This window comes from Staphylococcus sp. 231237_7MaSpsaltlick (assembly GCF_043107035.1).
Genome location: NZ_JBICNX010000001.1, coordinates 329,818 through 349,821 on the forward strand (window position 1 = coordinate 329,818; position 20,004 = coordinate 349,821).

The window sequence follows — 20,004 nt, forward strand, 5'->3', positions numbered from 1 at the left end:
ATTTATTTTATTATTAATTCTTCAATATTCTATAAAAAAGAGGCAAGTACAAAACGATGTACTCGCCTCCTATAACTAAATTAGTAATACGCTTTTATTATCTTAATAAATAACCACCATCAACAGGTAAAGTAGTCCCTGTAATATAATCAGATGCACTACTTGCTAAGAATATTAATGGTCTCATTAAATCTTCGGGTACGCCCCACTCACCAGATGGTATATGTCCTTTAATTTCTGGGCCTCTTATTTATTGGATCTTCTTCTAATACTTTAGTCATATCAGTACGAATGTAACCAGGAGAAAGTGCATTCATTTGTATGTTATAGGGTGCTAATGCATCAGCATACGCGCGAGTAATACCAACGACACCATGTTTACTAGCTGCGTATGGAAAGATGTTTTTACCTGCATGGTATGACTGCATAGAACCTATATTTATAATTTTGCCTGATTGCTGTTCTGACATGACTTTAGCCACTTCATGTGCCATATAATACGTTGCATTCAAATTGATATCTATAACATTTTGCCAGTCTTCATCTTTATAGTCTAAGACATTATTTCGAATTTGAACCCCAGCATTATTTACTAAGATATCTAAACTTACCCAAGTTTCTACAGCTTGTGTAACAATTTTTTCTGCAGCACCTTGTTCTTTGAGATCTTGTTGTATAATTAAGACTTCACCTTCATTTTGTACTACGCTTTATTTTAACGCTTCCCACGCTTGGTTTGAAGAACTTACAACCGTTACGTTGGCGCCATACATCGTTTATGCGATAGTGTAATATTTACCTAGTCCTCTAGCACCGCTCATAATATTAATTACTTATATTATATAATTTTACATTGTCATTGTGTTGATAAAAATATAGGAGACAGGCAGAAATCAAAGTTTGATTTCGCATACCTGTCTCCCTAAATTTTCATCTCATTATTTGATTTTAATTTTCATTCTAATTTTCTGCTGTAATATACTTAAGCATATTATAATCGTTTACACAAAAATACTTAATATTAATATAAATACAAGCCCAGAAACTGAAATTACTGTTTCTAGTAATGACCAAGTTAAAAATGTTTCTTTGACTGTTAAGCCAAAATATTCCTTGAACATCCAGAAGCCGGCATCATTAACATGAGATAATATAACACTACCTGCACCTATAGCAAGCACTACTAAAGCCACGTTAACATCTGACGCTTGTAATAACGGTAATACTATTCCTGTTGATGAAATCGCCGCTACAGTTGAAGACCCTAAAGCAATACGTAGTACGGCAGCCACAATCCACGCTAATAGTATTGGAGACATTTCTGTACCTTCAAATAATTTAGCAATTGTATCTCCTACGCCGCCATCAATTAGTACTTGTTTGAAGGTACCGCCACCTCCAATAATTAAGATCATCATACCAATTGGATAAATTGCATTAGAAACTGAATCCATAATTTCTGAATTGTTACGGCCTTGTTTAATTCCCATTGTAAATATGGCAAATAATACTGCAATAAGCATCGCGGTTCCTGCTGTACCTATAAAGTAAACTACAGATTCAAAACCATTTGTTGCTGTTTCATTTCCTGTAATTAACTGGACGATTGTTGAAAATAACATTAGTATAACTGGCGAAATAGCTGTTAACAAACTAATACTAAATCGTGGCATCTCATCTTCACTAAATTCTCTTTGTGCACCTAATGCTGATATATCGCCTTCACGTGTGTAAGCAGTTGGCGCAATTTTTTGTGCAATTTTATTAAATAATGGACCCGCTATCAATGTAACAGGAATCGCAATAATAATACCGTACATTAATACATGACCGAGGTTAGCTTCCAATTCTTTTGCGATAACTACTGGGCCTGGATGTGGTGGCAAGAAGCCATGTGTCACAGATAAAGCTACTACCATTGGTAAACCTAGTTTTAATTGTGATACGTTTGCACGCTTAGCTATTGTAAACACTAATGGTATTAATAATACTAATCCCACTTCAAAAAATAGTGCGATACCTACAATAAACGCTGCAACAAGCATTGCCCATTGTACATGTTTATTGCCGAATTTTTTAATCAACGTGTCAGCTATACGCGTCGCGCCGCCACCATCAGCAAGTAATTTACCTAAAATGGCACCAAGTCCAAAAATCAAAGCAATATGACCTAGAGTACTGCCCATACCATTTTCAACAGTTTCTATTATTTTATCTAAAGGCATTCCCAGTAAAATTGCAGTTACAATAGATGTAATTATTAATGAAATAAAAGTATTTAATTTCAAGAAAATTATTAATGATAGTAATACGATAATCCCTATTACCACCGTAGCTAGTGGCCAAATTGTTTCAAACATCTTCGTTCTCCCCTTTCATAGTAAAGAGTGAATATAGCTAACAGACATAGCTATTTCCATTCTTGGTAACGCTTTCTTTTTATTCTAAAAAAACTTTACTAACTGTAATATTTGTAGGTATGTAGGAAAGGTAATTAAATAATTTGCCACCCAATGACAACAATTAATTACTGCTTTCCTTCTCCTCCAACCTACATACTTACTTGATTATCATTAATCCATATGTTCACGTTGGAACGCTGAAATTTCTGTATAACGCTCCTCTAGTGAACGGCTTAGATTTATAAATATTGAAATTAGTTGTTGGTATATTTTCACATTGTCCTCATTTGGTTTATGTTCGTTAGTAGTACCAACCATTTCCTCAATAATTGAGAAATCTTCAATTTCTCCTAACGCTTTCATTCCTAATACACAAGCGCCTAAGCATGAGCTTTCATAACTTTCTGGGACGCTTAAATTAGTATCGAAAATGTCTGCCATCATTTGACGCCAAACTTCACTTTTAGCGAAGCCACCAGTAGCTTTAATAGTTGACGGTGTCTCATCCATGACTTCAATCAGAGCTAAATAAACTGTATATAGATTATAAAGAACACCTTCTAAAGCAGCTCTAATCATGTGTTCTTTTTTATGAGATAGTGTTAAGCCAAAGAAAGAGCCTCTCGCATCTGCATTCCATAATGGCGCACGTTCTCCAGCTAAATACGGATGGAATATGAGACCTTCTGCACCAGGCTTAACTCGGTTAGCAATTTTAGTAAGCACATCATATGGATCAACGCCTAAACGTTTTGCCGTTTCAACTTCACTTGCTAATAACTCATCACGTAACCATCGTAGTACTACCCCGCCATTATTGACAGGGCCACCAATAACGTAATGATCATCTGTTAATACATAGCAAAAGATTCTTCCTTTATAATCTGTACGCGGTTTGTCTATAACAGTTCTTATCGCACCCGATGTGCCTATGGTTACAGCGACTTCACCTTTTTTAAAGGCATTCACGCCTAAATTAGATAGCACCCCGTCACTTGCGCCAACCACAATTGGTGTATCTTCATCAATGCCCATCAATGTTGCATACCGACGTTTCATACCTTTTAATATATGCGTTGTTGGTACAAGTTTTGGCAATTGAGATTCGTTAATACCTAATAGGTCGAGCGCTTCTTTATCCCAATTTAATGTTTCCAAGTTCAACATACCCGTTGATGATGCCATAGATTTATCTATTACAAATTCTTCGAATAGTTGATAAAAAATATACGTTTTGATATCAGCAAATGTAGCTGTTTGATTATATATTTCTTGTTGCTCATGCTTCATCCAAAAAATTTTAGATAAAGGTGACATCGGGTGAATTGGTGTACCTGTTCTTTGATAAATAGCATCGCCATTATGCTTATTTTTAATTTCTTCCGCGTATTTACTCGCTCTGTTGTCAGCCCATGTTAAGTTTTCAGTTAGACGTTGATTGCTAGCATCCATAGCTATAAGACTATGCATTTGAGCGCTAAATGAAATAAGCTTCAAATCTTTTTTATCAATATCAGCCTCTCTCATGACATATTTAATCGTCATTAATACCGCATCAAATAACTCATCTGGGTTTTCTTCTGATATTTCAACATTCGGTGTATGCAATGGATAACCAATATTATGTTTCATTATAAATTGACCTTTTTCGTCATAAAGTACTGATTTTGTACTTGTTGTGCCTATATCGACACCTATCATGTATTTCATGTTTTTGCCTCCCGATTCTTCACTGCGTTAAAATGCTAAGTTAACCAAAAGCTTTCGATATCATCACCTACGTCATCAAAGTTTAAATGAAATGCTTCTTTCAATTTGTGCGCATCTTTATTTGCAATCGCTTCGATAAATACTTCGTGGTTTTGGTGAATCCTTTCAAAGTCTTCAGGGTTTTCATTCATACGTTTACGCATAGATAACAAAATAAGTGCTTCCATTACCGGGCGTAAATTATTCCAACATGTTTTTAAGTATTGATGTTTAGATGCCATAATTGTTACTTCATGAAATTTCATATCATGTTCTGTAAACGCTTCTGCATCTTCAAATTTCACCGCTACCTTCATCATTTCTAATTGCTTTCTTAATTCTTTTACAATTTGATTATGCATTAAGGGTTTAATTCTACTGAACGCAAAAGATTCCAACATAATTCTTAAATCATAAAGTTCTTTTTTCTCATTATCATCAAATGGTAGAACTTCTGCACCCATTCTTTCTAGATGGATTAACTGATCTTGTTTTAACAATTTAAAAGCATCTCTAACTGGTGATCTACTGACGTTAAATTCTTTAGCAATTTGATTTTCTGTTAATAAAGTGTCAGGTGTTATCGTACCATCAACAATTCTCAAACGAATTTCAGCTGCAATCATTTCGCCTTTTGATACACCGTCTAACCATTGTTCAGGATATGAATAATCCACTAAAACATCACCTCTTTATCAATACGATATACTTGTATACAAGTATGGTAATACACAACTATCAATATTGCAAGCGCTTGCAACTATTGATTGATATGCTTTACATCATAAAAAACCGACACATCAGGTTTTTCAAACCTAATATGCCGGTAAAAATTTTTTTAGTAACGCTAATACAGATATGTAAACTCTTGTATTCTTTAATATAATTAAATTTGTTTTAGTGTGTTTAAATTTTCATATTTTCTGTCCTATTGCCATACAATGACTAGTCTCACAGCAATTAGGACACTTCAGTTTTCTAGTCTTTGGTGTGTGCGATGCAAAGAGCCAAAACTTTATATTTGGCTTGAAAACCTCCTGGCAATTTGGACAAACATACATCAAATGCTTATAGATAAAACGTGTAAAATAGACAGCAAAAGCTATTAAAAACGGTAATACAATAACACTGGGCCACCACTTTCTCGTAATAACGCTTGTTACTAGCGCTGTATATTGTACAATCGCAACTGGTAACACTCGATATATGATTGAGCGAGTCAATATGTTCATGTTACCTTTATTTGTTACATATTGATTAGTTTCTAATAATTTATTTAATGGTGCCTGAGAATCTTTATCGATATAATTTTTAAATTGCTTTATTTCTGATAAAAGCATTTGGTTTCTCTGAATTTCATGTTCTATATTTAATGCTCTTTGTTCAATCATTGATCGTACCGACTTTAATTTATTCTCTTCTATGGTAATTTTTTTAATATCTTTCAAACTAAATCCAAACCGCTTAAGAATTAAAATTATTTCTAAGTCTTGCTTACTTTGATCGTCAAACACTCGTCTTCCATTCTGTTCAGTCTTAGTTGAAGTTAAGAGACCCTTTCTATCATAATATTGAATTGTTCTTATTGAGACATCACATTGCTTTGCTAATTCACCTGTTTGATACTGTGTCATATTTTTATACCTCCTCAATAAAAATATACATGGTGACGTTACGTAATCAGCAAGCAATTCATTTAATTTTTAAATACTTCTGAATATATATCTTGTAATTTACCTTCTACAGAAGTAATATCTGTTGCACATTGCTTCAATACAGCTCTATATTTTTCTGTATTTTCACTATTTTTATAACGGATTTTATGTTCTAGGCTAGCCCACATATCCATTCCTATTGTTCTTATTTGTATTTCTACTGGTACAAGTTCCATAGAATGCGCTAAGTAAACCGGGATAGTCACTACAATATGCAAACTCCGATATCCATTTTCTTTTGGATTTTCAATATAATCTTTACGTTTTATCAAATTAACATCTGCTTGTTTAAGTAATAAATCTTCAATCACGTATATATCATCTAAATAATTACAAACGACTCGGATACCGGCAACATCTAAAATATTCTCTTTTGCAGATTCTGTACTTATCTCATAACCTTTGCGCGCTAATTTGTTTATCAAACTCCGCATTTCTTTAACACGGCGTTCCATATGATGTATTGGATTATGTTTATACATCTGCTGAAATTGGTCATCTAATATATCTAATTTTGTACTTACTTCTTTTAAAGCTGAAGAATACAGTTGTTCTAAGGCAACAAAACCCACAACCATTTCTAAAGCCTCTTCCGATTCATTAATATGATCAATACTTTCTTTAAATTCTTCCTTCAAGTCGTCAACATTCAGCGAAGGTTTACGTTCTATGTACATATTTCGTACCTCCAATTAATAACTTCTTATAAAACATTATAGCTAATTCTAAATTACAATTTAAATATAAAGATAAACCACTTATATTATTCGCCATCCTAAACATGTTTTGGTTATTAAATTTTATGTATCCTATTCAATTAATATTTAAATACAAAAAGAGGGGCAAGCCAGAAATCAATTTTTGCTAAAATGATTTCATCGTCCCGCCCCGGTGAGTATGACTTGGAATGAAGGACTACGTAGTCCACAACATCTATTTATGTCAAAAACTGTTTTAACGCTTTAACAAATACATAGCATTATTAAATAGTAAATATGATTATTCATCTTTTTTATGCTCTATAATTTCTGTTTCTCTATTATCCGTAATATTACGTGCTCGTTTCATTGCATCTTCTTTTTTAGGAAAGGTATCTGAGGCTTGTTTCGCTCCATCTGATTTAACTTTCCATTCCTCGTCTTCATAATATACGTGTACGTCTTTTTGATTTAATTTCGGATTGGCTGAGTCATCTTGTTTGTGATTAGTGATTTTTTTGTTTTTTAATTCTTTTAATTCGCTGTCTGAGGCGTCTTTATACCATGATTCAGCTTGTTTAGTTGCGATAGGAATTATGTTTTCTTCTTTATAACCATCTTTTAACATAGCGTTACCTATATCAATTGCCTTTTTACGTTCTAACTCATCAAAATTTTTCCAACTTTGAGGATAATCTTCCATTGTCCAAGGCATGAACACCACTTCCAATCTTTTTATTCTTGTTTATTGTTTACCACTAATAAATTAGTGTAAACTGTTCGTTGTACTCAATTCATATTAAAAGTCATACAGTTAACAATGATTAATCATTGTCATAAAGGGAATTGTAGTACATGTATTAATTTGATAAATCTCATACATATTGGAGGGACTTTTATGGCAAATATCACAGTTGGTTTAATCCCTTCACCTGATATGCCGCATAAAATTATAAATAAAATATACGACGAATTACCTAGAGCAATTCAAGAACAGACAGATTATGACGGCTGGCACTTTGATAAACATGTAGCTTCTATTGTTGGTACTGCTGAACATATGGATAAAGCCATGGATATAGCAGCTAACATGAAAAAGCAAAAAGAATGGGATTACGCCATTTGTATTACTGATTTGCCCAACTTTTCTAACCATAAAACAGTTATCTGTGATATAAATTATGATAATAATATTGCACTTATTTCATTGCCCGTCTTAGGCGCAGTCAAACTTAAAAAGAAGTTGAAACATTTCATTACCTATGTCATCCAATTATTACACAATGGCAGTTCTGACCAGCAACTTCTAAATAAACGACACTTTAAATTAACTCAATTCAATACTGTAATACCTAATGAAGACACCGATGATCAAAATCATGAACGCATCGTTGTAAAGTCTACCACTTTAGGATGGTTTCATTTGATAGCGGGAATGACTTACGCCAACGAACCATGGTCTGCAATTTTTGATTTCAAAAAAATAATTTCAGTTTCTTTCGCTACTGGAACCTATATATCGATTTTTTCTACCCCATGGGATTTAAGTTTAGATTATAATTATTGGCGTTTTATATTACTTACGCTGTTGTCTATATTCGGGATGGTTGGCTGGCTAATTTATTCTTATAGTTTATGGGAACGACAAAGCCCTAAAACTCAAAAACTATATAGATATATTTATAATTTCACTACAGTTACTACTTTAACTACCATCACACTTTTTAACTTTTTAAGTTTATTTCTACTACTAACAATTAGTACCTTACTTTTTGTGCCTCCAGAATTATTCTCAAACTGGACAGCACTTAACAGCAAAGAGCCTACTTTATTAAACTATATTAATTTAATATGGTTTATAACTTCTCTAGGTATTTTGGCAGGAGCGATGGGTTCAACAGTAGAGAATGCAGATAAAATTAAACGTGTAACTTATTCCTTTAGGCAATATTATAGAAATAAACAGTTAGAACAGGAAGATGAGGATATTTATGATAAATATGAGGAAAATCATTCTTACGTAGGGCAAAAACAAACACATAGAGAGGAGCGTAAGTAATGTGTAGTAATATCGTGAAAATCGGTTTAGTTGCAGCGCCTGGTGTAACTGAAAAAATTGCTCAACATTTAAAAAAAGAGCTGCCAGAATTGCTTGCTTCACATTTTACCGAAGACAAAAAATGGCAAATCGAGACTATTATTGATCCTCTTACCGGTTCGGCAGAAACTGTCCAAAAAATATTTCGTAAGATTTCTGATTATCAAAATAACAATGAATGGCAATATACAATTGGCCTAACCGATTTACCGATTATCAGAAATGGGAATGCTGTCGCATTTGATATCAATAGTAGTAATGGGGCAAGCTTAATCTCTATACCTGCTTATGGTTGGCGTCCTATAAAAAAACGTCTCCAACGTTCTATATTAGGTATTATAGAAGCTATTAATGAAGATAATAAATCGACTATGACACAAACACAAGATAAAAGTGAACAACAATTAAATGCTCAGTTTCCTTTTTCGAATTTAGTCACAACAACTGAGTATTTTGAAGATACAAATTCTCAACATACGTTGTATTACGTTTCTTCAAATACGAAAGGCTCATTTCGTTTAATTAGCGGTATGACCTTTGCCAATAATCCATTTAATATGTTAAAAAGTCTTAGTAACGTAGTTGCAATTGCTTTTACCACAGGAGCCTTTGGTATCGTTTTTACTACTATGTGGAATTTAAGTTTTGTCTACTCTGCGTGGCGCATGCTATTGATTATGCTAGCCGCCATTTTAGGAATGATGGTATGGATTATTGTTGCACATAACTTATGGGAATCATCCAAAGAGAGTAACAATAAGCAAATAACAATGTTATATAATTTAACAACCACTTTGACTTTAACTGTATCTATTGTTTTTTACTATTTAATTTTATTTTGTCTTTTCTTGTTGGCTTCACTAGTAGTGTTACCGTCAGGCTACTTAGGACAAACATTGCAGTTAAATGGGCCAGCCAACTTCATTACTTATATTAATCTCGCATGGTTTGCAACATCTATTTCTACCGTTGCAGGGGCGATTGGCGCTGGTCTAAATAATGAATCGCAAATATTAGAAAGTACGTATGGTTATCGACAAAAACAACGATATCAAAAAATGAATGAAGATGAAAAAGAACGTGCTGAAAGAGAAGAAGATGCTCAAGATGAAATAAAAGCAAAAAAACAAGAAAGTGAAACTAAAGCCAAAGAATATAACAATTAGTATTCAACACTCACCGATAGCCTAACCTGAGACAAACCTCAGTCTCTTTTGCTTCTTTATATTCAAAGTAACGACTAACTTTTTTATAAAACAAATAAGCCATCCTTAATGCTGTCGAAGCAGCAAAAGGATGGCTTACTTTATACATTTAATTATAATATCGCTTCTTGCCTCACATTCATACAATTATTTTGAATACTCAACAATGAAGTTTTTATATGTGCATACTGAGGTAAATCTGGTAATGCTTTTAATTGAATATGGTTACCTCTTTCAAAATGTTTAGCAATGTTTTCAAAAATCAATAAATAATCTCCCATAGTATCATCATCTATGTGATAACGTTGTTCATTGCTTAACGCTCTCGTCAGCATAAAACTAATTTCCTCTAAAGCATAAATACTCGGATAATAATTTTGTATTACCATTTTATCACTAAATATTTCACCATTAGCGCTATTATAAACTTGCGTCATATTATTTAACTTCACACTGAGTTTTAACATTTCACGTTTATCTTGTTCTCTTGAAGCGTATTTATTACTTGAAAATAAATAATGGAAAATAACTGCCTCATCTCTAGCAACTGCAGCCAACGTATCAGGTAGCATAGATGAAGCTGTTTTTCTGCCAATGAATAGCAAACAAATCACAGCAATGAGAATACCTACTATAACATCTATCACTCTTGGTAATGCAATTAAAATGGTTAGATGATTAGAGGCAAGCCCGTTTAATAAAATAACTTGTATTGTAATAAATATCACTGCAAACGAATAGTTAGCACCGACAAACATTTCAGTTATTCCTGCTGCCACAGCCAATAATATAATTGCTACAGGAATTGGTGGTGTTGCTAATAATATTAGCGATAAGAATAATACACCGATAATGGTGCCAATTCCTCTTGCCCCTGCACGTTCAAAACTGTGTAACGTAGTCGATCCTAATAATACAGTATGTGCACTTAATGGAATCCAATATGCTTTTTCAAAATCAAACATAAGCGCAATAAAAATAGCAATTGTCATGATAACGATATAACGTATCGTATTTCTAAATACAAATGAATCTAAAGTTAAATTCTGCATCATACGATGGCCATAGATAGGCACTCGAATATCTATTTCATGTTCAACGCGTTCACTATCTGCATTCATAATTGCATCCACTTTAATAATACTATCAACTAAATTTTGATATACAGAATCTACTTCTACTTTTTGTGTCCATTGACGCGTTGTATTACCTTGTGAATAAACCCGTTTAATTACATAATCGGCCATCTCTTTTATTTCTTCTGGCAAAGAGCGTGCACCCTTTTCATTTAACTCTAATAATTCTGAATGAATACCTTGTGCCGTATTATGTAACAATAACAGACGCTGAAACTCTGCTGATTCTTTTGATTTTGCTGTACTTGATGTGATGAGTTGAATATCTGAATTTCTGAACGCCGTTACTGCAAATTGTGACGCCTTAGCAAATGCTTTTGAATCATCAAAATTATAAATCAACTGTTTGATAATGTTGTAATCATTTTTGATTGCTTTTGATTCTGTAGATTCTTTGGATAACAATATTACTAATATCACAATAACAGTTGCTAGCAAACCTCCGACAAACATTGCGCCCCCTCTTATTAAAGCTTCTTCTGGCGCTATAGGTAAGTTAATTGGCAAACTAAATGCAACGATAAAAAACGTGGAAGATGGTCCAGGAATATTTAAGGAGCTAAAGATATAGTACGGTATTACTGAAACAACCAAAAGCAATACACCAAATATGATAGGTTGGCTAACAGTTAACGTCCCTAGAATCATAGCTAAAGACAATCCTATTGCTGAAAATAGCACCGTACGTAATTTAGATTTAGCTGGTCCTCCAAAAACATAGATATGTGCCAAAGTACCAGTTGAAATTAATAATCCAATAGAAAAATAGCCAGTGGCATAACCAATAAGTAAAGGAATTAACATTAAAATACATTGTCTAATCCCTTTTGTTACATCTATTTTCATTGAATTAAAGCGTAGTAAAGATTTTATATAATTAGCCAATATGATCAAACATCTCCTTTTCTGTTTTATTTTACAACGATATGTATCATTTTATTAAGTCTATCACCACATAAAGAGAGCGGGACAGAAATCAACAATGAGATGATTTCGTATTCCCGCCCTCATAAGGCCAATTAAATAGCTAAAGCGTCCTGTATTGAAACATGCCAACCTAATTGTCGGATGACAAGTTTGTTATATTTGCTTTAAATATCAGTGACTACCATTGCTTACTATAATTAATATGCCCGTTTATTAAAAAGCCATATGATTTAGTGAATTTGTTATTTACCTATTTAGTTTAATAAAATATATAGCGTCATCTTTAATATATACTCATACATTAGAAATATTACTTCTCTATTTTAACACTTTTTCTAAATTCTTCTAGATGTGATTCGTATGAGCACTTTTCATCTTATTCAACTAAAAATTAACGGTTGCTTTTGCTACTCTGCTTCTTTAATGTCTTCTTCCACATTTGAATAATCAATATCCGCTTCTAAGAAAGTTTGATTATTTACTGGGAAATGTTGTTCTAGTGTCTCTATATTACTCAATTCAACACTACCATGATTCATTTCAAAATCTAGTACGTGCCCTCCGACTGATTTATAATCATCTACAAAGTGTAAATGGAAGCCACTAGCAGCTATTCCATGAAATAGTTGTGGGGCATAAAAGCCAACAATTGTACCATCTATTTGTTCATGTGTAAATTCCGGTTGACGTTTAGCAGATTCAATAAGTTTCGTATATGGTTGTTCTTGTTTTGGCATCATACGTACATGCACCATTTCAAATTTACCAGTTATTTTTACAGCAATAAAAATATTATCACTTAAAGCTTGTTGTTGTACTTTATTTAATAATGTTTCAGAATCAGTTATATTACGAACATCAAATTGTTTATCTGGATTGAATGGTGTAACTGTAGCAAAAGGTGTTAGCTCGTCACCATTTAACTCTTTAAATTCTCCATATTCATTTGCATGAAATGCTTGATTGTCTAAAATAATCACTTCACCATCAGAACCTGTAAGTGTACCGATACCTAAATCACCGTGTTCTAAAATTTCATTAATTGTTGCAGTACCCTCTAATAAACCGGCCATTAACGTTCCTAAAGTCCCGTGTTGATATAACATTATTTTTACACTCCTAAAACTACTTTTCTCTACCAAAATCATTATTATATTACCCGCAACATAAAATTATACACTTATTAATATGATTAAAACAGTATGTTGCTTATATTTTCTAAGATAAAAGAGTGGGATAGAAATCAAAATTAAATTTTGATTTCTATCCCACTCTTTTATTATTTATGTTGTTTGATCTTGTGAAACGCTAATATCTGGTTTTTCAACTAAATATTGGCTTACTTCAGCAAAGAATGCTTTAAAATGATCAGAATTGTTATGTGCTTCAACAGCTGCTTCATCTTTGTAACGTTCTATGAATGCGAAAGTATTAGGTTCATCAGTTTGTTCGAAATGTTTATAGAATAATGATCCTTCCTCTGTGCTAGCACCTTCAAGTAATGGTTTTACTAATTCTAAATAATCATCTCTTTTAGCTGGGTCAATTTTCATTATTGCGTTAATAGTAATCATATTTTTCTCCTCCTCATAAGTATAATTATTATACTAGGAGCTAAATAAAAAATACAAATAATTAAACTTTATAAATTTTCTTTTTCTATAATTAAAGGTTGATCAGGTTTTACAAAGAACCACATAATAATTGCAAACACTACTGGGATAATTACTAATTCTAATGTCATTGTCCAACCCACGATGTCAACCATCATACCAGCTAATAAGGGGCTTAATAACGCACCGATGTTCCCCCAAAGATTCATCCAACCTGATACTGAACCAGAGAAATTACGTCCTAAATCCGTTGCTGCTGCCCAACTCATGCCTGTAGCAATACCAATACCACCAAGACATAACGACAACCAAAATACATTAACTACTAAGTTCTCTGTTTGTAAAGACATAAATAGTGAGATACAAAATACTAGAAAACCAATAATCGCAATTGATGCACGTGCTACAAAGCGAGATTTACCACTTTGTAATAGCTTATCTGAAATAGCTCCTCCACAAAGTATAAGTAAGAACATCGCTATCCAAGGGGCACCTGCTGCCCATGCCATATCAGGATCAGTAAGTTTCACCTTATACTGTTCTGTAAGATACGTTGGTAACCAAATTAAAAATAATGAGACTACAAACTGTACTACAAAGTATTGTGCTGCTATCGCATAAAAACTAAAACGTATAAAAAAGATATTCCACGGCGCATTCGATTTTTCTGTCTTGATAACATCCCTATTCTCAATAATATAATTTTTCTCTGCTTCATTTACCATCTTGTGTTGCTCCGGTAAATCTTTAGCAATCACCATCCATAATATAGCAATAACAAAACCTACCGCACCAAATATGTAAAATACCGCTTGCCAACCAAACATATTTACAATTGCTATCGTTACCACTGGCGCAATTACTGGACCAAAGTACGAACCAGCGAGCAATGCACTAGACGCACGCCCTTTTTCACCTTTTGCAAACCAGTTTGTATTAAATACCGCATTAGAAGGATACATTGGTGCTTCGCCAATACCGAATAAGAAACGTACCGCGTAAAGCATACCATGATTTTTCACAACACCAGTTAAAATTGTAAAAGCACTCCACCAAACGAGTGCGATTGTTAATAATTTTTTTGAACCAAATTTTTCTGCCAAAAACCCAGAAGGCACTTGCATCAATGCATATCCTAATGAGAAGAATGACGCTAATAAACCAAATTGTGTTTTATTTAAGTTTAAGTCTTCCATCATCGGTCCTGCAATTATAGATATATTGGAACGGTCCATATAAGCAATTACCCCAATAATAAAAAATGCTATTGCAAAATACCATCTAATATTCGTTCTTTTTTCTTTCATTTCTCTCCAACTTTCTCCCTTAAGTCACTAGTCATCATATGACCTATTGTTTTTAATGATATTATCACAATATGAAATCGCTTACAATATTTTTTTACTTTCTTCTTAAATAAATAAAATCAATCATAATATCATACTTGAGCCGTATATAAGTTCCATGGACAATTTAGTATTTTAGATTATACTTAAATATATACAAAAAAATTTTGAATTTTTGAATTTAAAGGAGCCAATCTTAGAACTATGGAACAAATACTTACTGACTTTATTAGCACATGGGGCTATGCTGCCATTGCAATATTAATATTATTTGAAAATATATTACCTTTCATACCTTCTGAAATCATTCTAACTTTTGCAGGGCTAATGTCTGTTAAATCTGGATTATCTATACCAATACTTTTTATAATTTCAACAATTGCATCGTTAATAGGTTTACTTGTACTTTATTATATAAGTAGACTTGTTTCTGAAACACGTTTATACCGATTTGTTGATAAGTATGGTAAGTGGATCAAACTAAAAGGGAAAGATGTTGAACGTGCGAATGATTGGTTTAAAAAATATGGTGCCGTTGCAGTATTCATTTGCCGCTTCATACCAGTTTTACGTGTACTCATTACTATCCCTGCAGGAATTAATCGTATGAATGTTGTAGTTTTTACGATTCTTTCATTAATTGGTACAACCATTTGGAACTTCGCTTTAATTTATTTAGGCAAATTATTGAGTGGCAGTTGGGATATGCTAATGAATGGATTACATACCTATTCATATATTATGTATGTCATTATTATTTTAGCGGTGATTTTTGTCATTTATAGACTTTTCAAAAAAGACAGCGTCCAATAAGAAAACTTTCCAATTGAAAGTCTAATTCAACTAGCCTAAGGCTAACAAAAAAACATGCTCTTGCCACAGTAATCAAATATTGTGGCAAGAGCATGTTTTATATATACGTCTTTAGTTTTGAAACTATTATCAATATTCGAACGTAAAAAAGACTAACTTCCCCTTTGAAGTTAGCCTTTTACGATTTATATAAAATTTCTCCCATTTAATTAAAACTATAATGTTTCATTGAACATGTGAACATCAACCATAATTTAAACCCCTTTTTAAATTATGATTCACTCTGTTCATCTTTATTTTTAACAATTCGACGTACATCAGCTAAATCAGTCGCTACATCAATTTGTGGTTTTTTAGTCAATTTACTGACTATGAATGTAACAATCAGACTTGTTAAAAAGCCAGGTATGATTTCATATAAATTAAAGAAATCATTTATATCTCCTAGTGGTTTAACAAACGCAATCCAAATTATAACTACTATTGCACCTGACACCATGCCACTTATCGCACCAGTACGACTTAAACCCTTCCAATATAATGACAAGAGCACTAGTGGTCCAAACGCAGCACCAAAACCTGCCCAAGCGTTACCTACAAGATTTAATATCGTATCATTAGGCGACCATGCAATGCATATAGATATAATTGCGACGATTACGACTGATAGACGCCCAACCAATACAAATTCTTTTTGATGTTCTTTAGCGGCTTCTTCACCACGAAATAGTTTATAGAAATCTTCAGTTAATGAACTAGACGTTACTAACAATTGTGAAGAAATTGTGCTCATAATAGCTGCTAAAATTGCAGCGAGTAAAAATCCGCCAACGAGTGGATGGAACAATATTTGTCCCATTAAAATAAATAATGTTTCAGGATCTTTTAATTCAACACCACCGCTATTTACAAAAGTGATACCTACCAGCCCAACACCCACTGCACCAAGTAAGCTAATCGCCATCCAACTTATACCAAAACGTCTTGCTGTCGGTAATTGTTTGATAGATTTGATAGACATAAAACGAACAATTATATGTGGTTGACCAAAATAACCTAACCCCCAAGCAAAGAAAGAAATAATACCTATAAACGTTGTTCCTTTAAATAAGTCTAAATTTGTAGGTTTTAATTCTGCTGCTTGCGATATGGTATCAAGACCACTTAATTGCAACATAGCCACTATCGGGACCATAACCATAGCAATAATCATAACAACCCCTTGGAAAAAATCTGTTAATGATACTGCTAAATAACCTCCGAAGAACGTATATACAATCACTATAACCGCTACTAATAACATACCGAAGTGATAATTTAATCCAAAGGCACTTTCAAATAAAACCCCACCTGAAACCATTCCAGAGTGAGTGTAAAGCGTAAAGAATACAACGATTATACCACCAGCGATAATTTTAATAAGATTTGATTTATCATCTACGCGATTTTTAAAGAAATCTGGTAATGTAATTGCGTCTCCAGCCTTTTCTGTATATACACGCAGTCGAGGTGCCACAACTATATAGTTTATGTATGCTCCAATGGTTAAACCAATGGCTAGCCATGCTGCAGATAATCCAGTCGAATATACTTCTCCAGGTAATCCCATAATCATCCAACCACTCATGTCAGATGCTCCTGCAGACAATGCCGTTACATATGGACCAATATTTCTTCCGCCTAACATATATTCACTTACGTTACTCGTAGATTGTTTAAATCCATAGTATCCTATGCCTAACAAAATAATAAAGTAAACGCTCAACATAATATACGTTTGCCAATTCGGATCTACTTGACTCGATAATGATGTCCCCAATATAAACATGTAACGAACTCCTCCCCTTATAATTTTGTTACATGCATATATTATACAAAAATAATCAGCAAATTAAACAATAAATCACAATTTTTTTGTTGATTTCTATACATAACGACCCAATATAACGCTATAATTACTGTTATTACAATATTTTAACACCTTCAAATTATAATTGCATTTTTACATTTATATGATAAAAATACCTATAGTAACATTCGTAAAAATGTATGTTTATCACAATATTTATATAAATACCGAAAATAATATATTTGAGTAACATAACAGATTTTTAATTCAGATTTTGCTATTTATAGTTCATAATAAAGCACTTTTTGACAATAGATTATACAATTAATCCATATCTTCGAATTTAATTAAAATTCATAATATAATAAGTAGTAGACATAAATTTGTATTTTAATGCTACAATAAGAGACATATAATGGAAGCGTTTTATTGATTTATATTTTATACTTTAGAAATTTATTCAACTGGAGTGACATAAATAATGCATAATTCAACAGACAAGAGTGTAAAAGAAAGATTTTTAGATTTACTTTCTGAACAATTTGATACTAAAGAAGCGCTCGCAACTGAAATCATCAATTTAGAATCTATTTTGGAACTTCCAAAAGGGACAGAGCACTTTGTTAGTGATTTACATGGAGAATTTCATGCTTTCCAACACGTTTTACGAAACGGTTCAGGGAATGTCCGTTCAAAGATTAATGATATTTTCCAAGACACGTTAACACGAAAAGAAATTAATGAGTTTTCTGCTTTGGTTTATTATCCTGAAGAAAAGTTACAGCTCATCAAAAATAGTTTTAGTTCAAAATCAGAATTAAATGAATGGTATATCACGACTATTAATCGTCTCATTAAACTAATTACTTATGCTTCATCAAAATATACACGTACAAAACTACGTAAATCTTTACCAGAAAATTATGTTTTTATTGTGGAAGAGTTATTGTATAAAAGTAATAAATATAATAATAAACACTCATACTATGAAACGTTAATTAAACAAATTATAGAGTTAGAACAATCAGATGATTTAATTATTGGGCTTTCTTTTACTGTGCAACATCTCGTGGTAAATCACTTACATGTCGTGGGCGACATCTATGACCGTGGGCCTGAGCCAGATAAAATTATGGAAACACTCATAGACTACCCTTCTGTAGATATTCAATGGGGTAATCACGATGTACTATGGATTGGAGCCTATGCAGGATCTAAGGTTTGTCTTGCAAACTTATTGCGAATTTGTGCACGTTATGACAATTTGGATATTATTGAGGATGCATATGGCATCAATTTACGTCCTTTATTAACCCTTGCAGACAAATATTATGATGGTTCAAATCCAGCTTTTCGTCCTAAAAATGCTGAAGGATTATCTGAGTTAGAGTTAGAACAAATCACTAAACTTCATCAAGCCATCGCTATCATCCAATTCAAATTAGAAGCACCGATTATCAAACGTCGCCCTACTTTTGAGATGGAAGAACGTCTAGTATTAGAAAAAATTGACTATGATAAAAACGAAGCAACACTTTATGGAAAAACATATCCATTAGAGCACACTTGTTTCCAAACAGTTGATCCTAATGACCCTAATAAATTAACTGATGAAGAAACAGATGTAATCGATAAATTATTATTATCGGTTCAACAATCTGAAAAATTAAAACGGCACATGACTTTCCTTATGCAAAAAGGTAAACTTTATTTACCTTACAATGGTAACTTGCTTATCCATGGTTGTATCCCTGTCGATGAACAAGGTGAAATGGAATCAATGGTTATTGATGGCGTGGAATGTTACGGCAGAGATTTATTAGACCATTTTGAAGAATATGTGCGGATAGCTTTTGACCATAAAGACATTCAAGATGATTTAGCTACAGATTTAGTTTGGTATTTATGGACTGGTAAATACTCTTCTCTATTTGGCAAACGTGCAATGACTACATTCGAACGCTATTTCATTAAAGATAAAACGGCACATAAAGAAACTAAAAATCCTTATTATTATTTGCGCGAAGATGTAGATATGTGTAAAAAAATGTTAAAAGACTTCGGTTTAGATCCTGAACAAGGTCATATCATCAACGGCCATACACCAGTGAAAGAAATTGATGGTGAAAACCCAATTAAAGCTGATGGTAAGATGATTGTTATTGATGGCGGTTTTTCAAAAGCTTACCAATCAACAACAGGTATTGCAGGGTATACCTTACTTTATAATTCATTTGGTATGCAGCTCGTGGCTCATCAACACTTTAATTCTAAAAATCATGTATTACTTAACGGTGCTGACGAACTCTCAATTCGTCGAGTCGTAGATAAAGAGTTACAACGTAAAAAAATTCGTGACACAAACACAGGTCATGAAATTCAAGCTCAGATTGATATCTTAAAAGAATTAATGCATGACCGTTTTGTAAACTAGATACACACACATAAAGACA

General features: G+C 32.8%; 17 protein-coding genes. 4 read left to right on the plus strand and 13 right to left on the minus strand.

The window, feature by feature from the left end; translation table 11 throughout:
- Window positions 1-97 precede the first annotated feature (97 nt).
- The 8 genes from ACF91D_RS01625 to ACF91D_RS01660 all read right to left on the minus strand — a co-directional run bounded on the left by ACF91D_RS01625 (window position 98) and on the right by ACF91D_RS01660 (window position 7,279).
- Entirely contained in the window at window positions 98-187 is a 90-nt protein-coding gene (locus ACF91D_RS01625; protein WP_253270284.1) for a hypothetical protein, read from the minus strand.
- 43 nt (window positions 188-230) lie between these two features.
- Window positions 231-680: an SDR family NAD(P)-dependent oxidoreductase gene (locus tag ACF91D_RS01630; RefSeq protein WP_327620768.1), complete on the minus strand. Its 450-nt coding sequence runs from the start codon at window positions 678-680 to the stop codon at window positions 231-233.
- 321 nt (window positions 681-1,001) lie between these two features.
- Window positions 1,002-2,360 carry a gluconate:H+ symporter gene (locus ACF91D_RS01635; RefSeq protein ID WP_069792276.1) on the minus strand — a complete coding sequence of 453 codons (1,359 nt, stop codon included), beginning with the start codon at window positions 2,358-2,360 and terminating at the stop codon, window positions 1,002-1,004.
- 213 nt (window positions 2,361-2,573) lie between these two features.
- Window positions 2,574-4,112: a gluconokinase gene (gene gntK / locus ACF91D_RS01640; RefSeq protein WP_069792275.1), complete on the minus strand. Its 1,539-nt coding sequence runs from the start codon at window positions 4,110-4,112 to the stop codon at window positions 2,574-2,576.
- Between the two features lie 35 nt (window positions 4,113-4,147).
- Window positions 4,148-4,828 (minus strand): GntR family transcriptional regulator, encoded by a 681-nt coding sequence (locus ACF91D_RS01645; protein WP_039069717.1) that lies wholly within the window; start codon window positions 4,826-4,828, stop codon window positions 4,148-4,150.
- Between the two features lie 237 nt (window positions 4,829-5,065).
- Window positions 5,066-5,785 (minus strand): MerR family transcriptional regulator, encoded by a 720-nt coding sequence (locus ACF91D_RS01650; protein WP_039069716.1) that lies wholly within the window; start codon window positions 5,783-5,785, stop codon window positions 5,066-5,068.
- Window positions 5,786-5,847: 62 nt separating this feature from the next.
- On the minus strand, window positions 5,848-6,543 hold the full coding sequence (locus ACF91D_RS01655; protein ID WP_069792274.1) for a GTP pyrophosphokinase: 696 nt from the start codon (window positions 6,541-6,543) through the stop codon (window positions 5,848-5,850).
- 322 nt (window positions 6,544-6,865) lie between these two features.
- The gene (locus tag ACF91D_RS01660; protein ID WP_039069714.1) at window positions 6,866-7,279 is read right to left on the minus strand and encodes a DUF2188 domain-containing protein; all 414 of its coding nucleotides are present in this window, start codon (window positions 7,277-7,279) and stop codon (window positions 6,866-6,868) included.
- 183 nt (window positions 7,280-7,462) lie between these two features.
- Between ACF91D_RS01660 and ACF91D_RS01665 the strand changes: the two genes are divergently transcribed.
- Entirely contained in the window at window positions 7,463-8,623 is a 1,161-nt protein-coding gene (locus ACF91D_RS01665; RefSeq protein WP_039069713.1) for a hypothetical protein, read from the plus strand.
- Complete coding sequence (locus ACF91D_RS01670; protein ID WP_039069712.1) at window positions 8,623-9,828, plus strand: hypothetical protein; 1,206 nt, start codon at window positions 8,623-8,625, stop codon at window positions 9,826-9,828. Before ACF91D_RS01665 ends, ACF91D_RS01670 begins: the two co-directional genes overlap by 1 nt.
- A gap of 152 nt (window positions 9,829-9,980) precedes the next feature.
- Here the strand turns inward: ACF91D_RS01670 and ACF91D_RS01675 are convergent, their stop codons facing one another.
- From ACF91D_RS01675 to ACF91D_RS01690, 4 genes are all read right to left on the minus strand, one after another.
- A complete protein-coding gene (locus ACF91D_RS01675; protein ID WP_039069711.1) occupies window positions 9,981-11,888 on the minus strand; it encodes an FUSC family protein in 1,908 nt (635 codons plus the stop codon).
- 449 nt (window positions 11,889-12,337) lie between these two features.
- Entirely contained in the window at window positions 12,338-13,036 is a 699-nt protein-coding gene (gene budA, locus ACF91D_RS01680; protein WP_039069710.1) for an acetolactate decarboxylase, read from the minus strand.
- Window positions 13,037-13,213: 177 nt separating this feature from the next.
- The gene (locus ACF91D_RS01685) at window positions 13,214-13,504 is read right to left on the minus strand and encodes a putative quinol monooxygenase (protein ID WP_039069709.1); all 291 of its coding nucleotides are present in this window, start codon (window positions 13,502-13,504) and stop codon (window positions 13,214-13,216) included.
- A 68-nt stretch (window positions 13,505-13,572) separates the two neighbouring features.
- The gene (locus tag ACF91D_RS01690) at window positions 13,573-14,850 is read right to left on the minus strand and encodes a pyruvate MFS transporter (RefSeq protein WP_069792273.1); all 1,278 of its coding nucleotides are present in this window, start codon (window positions 14,848-14,850) and stop codon (window positions 13,573-13,575) included.
- A 243-nt stretch (window positions 14,851-15,093) separates the two neighbouring features.
- Between ACF91D_RS01690 and uptA the strand changes: the two genes are divergently transcribed.
- Complete coding sequence (uptA, locus tag ACF91D_RS01695) at window positions 15,094-15,702, plus strand: undecaprenyl phosphate transporter UptA (protein ID WP_069792272.1); 609 nt, start codon at window positions 15,094-15,096, stop codon at window positions 15,700-15,702.
- A gap of 271 nt (window positions 15,703-15,973) precedes the next feature.
- Here uptA and putP read toward each other — a convergent pair whose 3' ends face one another.
- The gene (gene putP, locus ACF91D_RS01700) at window positions 15,974-17,530 is read right to left on the minus strand and encodes a sodium/proline symporter PutP (protein WP_069792271.1); all 1,557 of its coding nucleotides are present in this window, start codon (window positions 17,528-17,530) and stop codon (window positions 15,974-15,976) included.
- Window positions 17,531-18,032: 502 nt separating this feature from the next.
- Between putP and ACF91D_RS01705 the strand changes: the two genes are divergently transcribed.
- A complete protein-coding gene (locus tag ACF91D_RS01705) occupies window positions 18,033-19,985 on the plus strand; it encodes a fructose-bisphosphatase class III (protein WP_069792270.1) in 1,953 nt (650 codons plus the stop codon).
- Window positions 19,986-20,004: the final 19 nt, after the last annotated feature.

Excerpts from the sequence above, each read along its gene's own strand:
- ACF91D_RS01625 (WP_253270284.1), bottom strand. The coding sequence starts at position 187 with ATGAGACCATTAATATTCTTAGCAAGTAGTGCATCTGATTATATTACA.
- ACF91D_RS01635 (WP_069792276.1), bottom strand. The coding sequence starts at position 2,360 with ATGTTTGAAACAATTTGGCCACTAGCTACGGTGGTAATAGGGATTATC.
- gntK (WP_069792275.1), bottom strand. The coding sequence starts at position 4,112 with ATGAAATACATGATAGGTGTCGATATAGGCACAACAAGTACAAAATCA.
- ACF91D_RS01650 (WP_039069716.1), bottom strand. The coding sequence starts at position 5,785 with ATGACACAGTATCAAACAGGTGAATTAGCAAAGCAATGTGATGTCTCA.
- ACF91D_RS01655 (WP_069792274.1), bottom strand. The coding sequence starts at position 6,543 with ATGTACATAGAACGTAAACCTTCGCTGAATGTTGACGACTTGAAGGAA.
- ACF91D_RS01660 (WP_039069714.1), bottom strand. The coding sequence starts at position 7,279 with ATGCCTTGGACAATGGAAGATTATCCTCAAAGTTGGAAAAATTTTGAT.
- ACF91D_RS01665 (WP_039069713.1), top strand. The coding sequence starts at position 7,463 with ATGGCAAATATCACAGTTGGTTTAATCCCTTCACCTGATATGCCGCAT.
- ACF91D_RS01670 (WP_039069712.1), top strand. The coding sequence starts at position 8,623 with ATGTGTAGTAATATCGTGAAAATCGGTTTAGTTGCAGCGCCTGGTGTA.
- budA (WP_039069710.1), bottom strand. The coding sequence starts at position 13,036 with ATGTTATATCAACACGGGACTTTAGGAACGTTAATGGCCGGTTTATTA.
- ACF91D_RS01685 (WP_039069709.1), bottom strand. The coding sequence starts at position 13,504 with ATGATTACTATTAACGCAATAATGAAAATTGACCCAGCTAAAAGAGAT.
- ACF91D_RS01690 (WP_069792273.1), bottom strand. The coding sequence starts at position 14,850 with ATGAAAGAAAAAAGAACGAATATTAGATGGTATTTTGCAATAGCATTT.
- uptA (WP_069792272.1), top strand. The coding sequence starts at position 15,094 with ATGGAACAAATACTTACTGACTTTATTAGCACATGGGGCTATGCTGCC.
- putP (WP_069792271.1), bottom strand. The coding sequence starts at position 17,530 with ATGTTTATATTGGGGACATCATTATCGAGTCAAGTAGATCCGAATTGG.
- ACF91D_RS01705 (WP_069792270.1), top strand. The coding sequence starts at position 18,033 with ATGCATAATTCAACAGACAAGAGTGTAAAAGAAAGATTTTTAGATTTA.